Source organism: Chitinophagaceae bacterium, from assembly GCA_007695095.1.
Lineage (GTDB): Bacteria > Bacteroidota > Bacteroidia > Chitinophagales > REEL01 > REEL01.
On the sequence record REEL01000013.1, the window covers coordinates 1 to 3,569 of the forward strand.

The 3,569-nt window shown below is 35.2% G+C and carries 5 protein-coding genes; 2 read left to right on the top strand and 3 right to left on the bottom strand.

The window, feature by feature from the left end; all coding sequences use genetic code 11:
* A partial coding sequence (locus EA412_00215) for a T9SS C-terminal target domain-containing protein (protein TVR84684.1) occupies window positions 1-603 on the top strand: 603 nt, incomplete at its 5' end.
* A gap of 67 nt (window positions 604-670) precedes the next feature.
* Here the strand turns inward: EA412_00215 and EA412_00220 are convergent.
* Genes EA412_00220 through nadC form a run of 3 tightly spaced genes read right to left on the bottom strand, consistent with a single transcriptional unit; the run spans window position 671 to window position 2,764 of the window.
* Window positions 671-988: a translation initiation factor gene (locus EA412_00220; protein TVR84685.1), complete on the bottom strand. Its 318-nt coding sequence runs from the start codon at window positions 986-988 to the stop codon at window positions 671-673.
* Window positions 951-1,904, bottom strand: a complete 954-nt coding sequence (locus EA412_00225) for a diacylglycerol kinase family lipid kinase (protein ID TVR84686.1) — start codon at window positions 1,902-1,904, stop codon at window positions 951-953. The genes EA412_00220 and EA412_00225 overlap by 38 nt, the downstream gene beginning before the upstream one ends.
* Before the next feature lie 17 nt (window positions 1,905-1,921).
* Window positions 1,922-2,764, bottom strand: a complete 843-nt coding sequence (nadC, locus tag EA412_00230) for a carboxylating nicotinate-nucleotide diphosphorylase (protein ID TVR84687.1) — start codon at window positions 2,762-2,764, stop codon at window positions 1,922-1,924.
* Window positions 2,765-3,005: 241 nt separating this feature from the next.
* Here nadC and EA412_00235 point away from each other — a divergent pair, with 241 nt between their 5' ends.
* Window positions 3,006-3,416 carry a hypothetical protein gene (locus tag EA412_00235; GenBank protein TVR84688.1) on the top strand — a complete coding sequence of 137 codons (411 nt, stop codon included), beginning with the start codon at window positions 3,006-3,008 and terminating at the stop codon, window positions 3,414-3,416.
* The last annotated feature ends 153 nt before the right edge of the window (window positions 3,417-3,569 follow it).

Genomic DNA, 3,569 nt, shown 5'->3' on the forward strand with positions numbered 1-3,569 from the left:
GCAGGGATTGTAGGAGACACAGCCAACGGAAGTTTTGCATATCAAATTCTTCAGGACAATGGAATTAACGAGTATGTACTTGACAGAGGTAATGGGTACATTTTTCACCATAAATATATGTTAGTTGATCCGCATCATTTATCTTCAGATCCTTTAGTTTGGACGGGTTCATATAACTGGTCAAATGCTGCCCGTATCAGAAATGATGAGAATGTGGTGATTGTTCACAATGCAGATATTACCAATTTGTTTTATCAGGAATTTAGTCAGCGTATGCTTGATAATGGTGTTAGCTTACCGGCCAGAGAGTTTGTTTTTATTCCTGATTTTACTTTTACTTCAGACATAACTCAGCCGGTTGTTTATCCGAATCCTACTCAGGATGTTTTTTATATAGATTGGAAAGATGCACCTTTAAACAAGAACATGCAGATACATTTATATAATTATCAGGGGAGTTTAGTGAGCAGCAAAACAGAACGTTTATCAGCAAAAGGGGAAGTGAGTAGTTTTAACCTGGAGCATTTACCGGCAGGTATTTATTTCTTAAAAGCTGTAGCTGAGGACTATAAGTTTTCCGGAAAAATAATCGTTACAAAATAAGTTAACAGATTTAAAATCTTTGTTTAAAAGGGCGCTTAATTTAAGTGCCCTTTTTTCGTTTATAGCCTTATCTGACTTTATGAGGATATTTCTTTTTGGTTAAAAAAGTAGAAATTTTATCACGTTGATCACCCTGAATGATAATTTCTTGGTCCTTTACTGAGCCGCCAACACCGCAAAATTGTTTTAAAGACTTACAAAGTGACTCTATTTCCTCATCACTTCCGACAAATCTTTGGACTAGTGTTACGACTTTTCCGCCCCGGTTTTTTTTATCCAGGCAAACAAAAAGATTTTGCTCGGCAGGGGAGAGGTCTTGAGCTTCATTTTCTTGATTATATTCCGGCTCATCCGTGTAAATGGTAATTCTCTTTTTCTTTTTCATGAGTTACTTCTGTATTCTTTTTTAAAAATCGTTCACTTCCAATAACGTTTAGTGCTTGTTTTTTAATGCCTATAATTAGATTATCTTTTGTTTCATTAACTTCTCCATCAATTTGGTAAAGCATTTTTTCTTTTTTCAGATTTAAGATTACCAGATTTTGCTCTTTTTTTATGTGTAAATCTTTAACCCAATTTGTTTTCTTTAAAAGTATTGCTAATCCATAAAAAAGTAGTTTGAACTTATGAAAAGGTTTTACAACAGCTACATCAAAATTGCCGTCGTAGGCTTTAGCATTGGGAGCTAAACCTATATTAAAACCATATTGATTGGTATTAAAAACGGTCATTAAAAAGAGTTGTAATCTTTTTCTTTTATCTGCTTCAGTAATAATGATTTCTATGGGTTTATACTTAAAGTAAAATTGATAAATGACAGCCCATGAATAGGATAAAAAGCCTCTGATTTTATGTCTCCCGAACTGTTTAGCTACCTGAACATCAAACCCGACTCCGAAATTGCTGAAAAAGAATTGATTATTGCAGGTGCCGCAGTCAATTTTAAAGTTCATATCATTTTTAATGAGCTCTAATGCTTTTTTGGGATTAAGAGGGATGTTGAGATATCGGGCAAGCCCGTTCCCGGAACCATGGGGCACTATACCGAGTTTTACGTTTGTATCAATCAGTTCCCTCGCAGTTTCATTAATAGAACCGTCACCACCCACAGCAACTACCGTATCAAAACCTTCATCTACGGCTTGCTTACTGAGTTCAGTAGCATGTCCCGGAAATTCTGTAAACTGAATGTCAATATCAAAGCTATCAGCAGAAAATATTTTTTCAATTAATACAGGGATTCTGGATTTTCGGCGAATTCCGGAATGAGGATTTATAATGAATCGGATTTTTCTTTTCAAAACAAAAGAATTATTGTTTAACCAATTTTTGACAACAAAGTAAAGTCAAAACTTTTAAATGAATGCGTAATGCTGCCAACGGAAATAAAATCCACTCCGGTAGAAGCATACTGACTTACATTATCAAGGCTGACATTCCCGGAAATTTCGGTTAAGGTTTTTCCCTGACACATTTTAACTGCCTGGGTGGCCGTATCAACGGAAAAGTTATCTAATAAAATTCTGAAAACGCCTCCTACAGACACTATTTTTCCAACATCTTCCAGATTCCTGGCTTCCACAACTATGTGAATTTCAAGTTTGTTTTTTAGAATATATTGCTTAGCCTTTTCAATGGCTTGTTCAATCCCACCACTAAAGTCGATGTGATTATCTTTAATCATTATCATATCGTAAAGTCCCATTCGGTGGTTTTCGCCACCACCGGTTTTTACGGCATATTTTTCTATGGCCCGCCAGCCGGGGGTTGTTTTTCGGGTATCTAAAATCACAGTTTTGTATCCGCTGATAGCATCTGTAAAATTAGCAGTAGAAGTAGCTATTCCGCTTAGTCTTTGCAGGAAGTTTAAAGCTGTTCTTTCTGCCGTTAGAATTGAACGGGCACTCCCTTTTATAAGTAGTACTTCTTCACCGATATCAGCACGATAGCCATCTTGTCTTAAAAGACTGACTTCAAGCTCGTTGTCCACACTTTTGAAGACTTTTTTGGCTATTTCAAGACCACAAATGACACCTTTTTGCTTAGTTTTAACAACGGCCTCGGCAGTCACATTTTCATCAAAAATCGAGTTGCTGCTATGGTCACCCGATCCTATGTCTTCATGCAATGCCAGGTCAATTATTTTGTTTGTATAATCCATAATAACCCCAAATTTAAACACATTTCAGTGAAAAAGTATTTGAAAGCACTTTTTTCGATTAGATAGTTTGAAAAGTTAAACGTAAAATTGGGATTGAGCGTTTGCATTTTCCTAAAGTAAACGCTATTTATAGAAAATTTGAAGCCGTTAAAAATTTTACACATATTTTGTAAAAAGATTTTAAAATTAAGTTATGTCTTGCAAGTTGTTAATTAACTAATTCATTTATTAAACTTAACTTATGAAACTACAAATTTTGTTTAGGACCTTTTTAATTGCTTTATTTTCTATTTGTATTATTTCCATTACAGGCTGTAATAAAGATGAGGATGAGCCGCCTGCAAGAGAGAAGTTTTTTGGCACCTATAATGTCAATGAAAACTGCTCTTTTGGAAATGATAATTACACAGTTACGATAACTGCTTCTTCTGCATCGGAAGATGCTGTTGTGATAAGTAACTTTTACAACATTGGGGTTGCGGTAAGAGCAAACGTATCAAGTAGCGGAACCGAATTGAATTATAATGACACTCAGGATGGAATTAACTTTTCCGGCAGCGGGTCTATATCCGGTAATACCTTAACGCTTATTTTCACTGCTTCTCAAGGTGGTGCTACAGACAATTGTACTGCAACAGCTATTAAGCAGTAGTAAATTTATTTAAAAATTTAAAAGCCCGGGACATGAGAGTGTTTCGGGCTTTTTTTTGGGGGGTATTAAATAGTATAAGATTGAATTTTTATGAAAATAGAAAAGGCAACAAACAATGATATCTTACTTAGTAAGTAAGCGTGACTGTAAGTT

Bases quoted from the DNA above. Each gene is read 5' to 3' on its own strand.
- EA412_00220 (TVR84685.1), bottom strand. From the start codon at position 988: ATGAAAAAGAAAAAGAGAATTACCATTTACACGGATGAGCCGGAATAT.
- nadC (TVR84687.1), bottom strand. From the start codon at position 2,764: ATGGATTATACAAACAAAATAATTGACCTGGCATTGCATGAAGACATA.
- EA412_00235 (TVR84688.1), top strand. From the start codon at position 3,006: ATGAAACTACAAATTTTGTTTAGGACCTTTTTAATTGCTTTATTTTCT.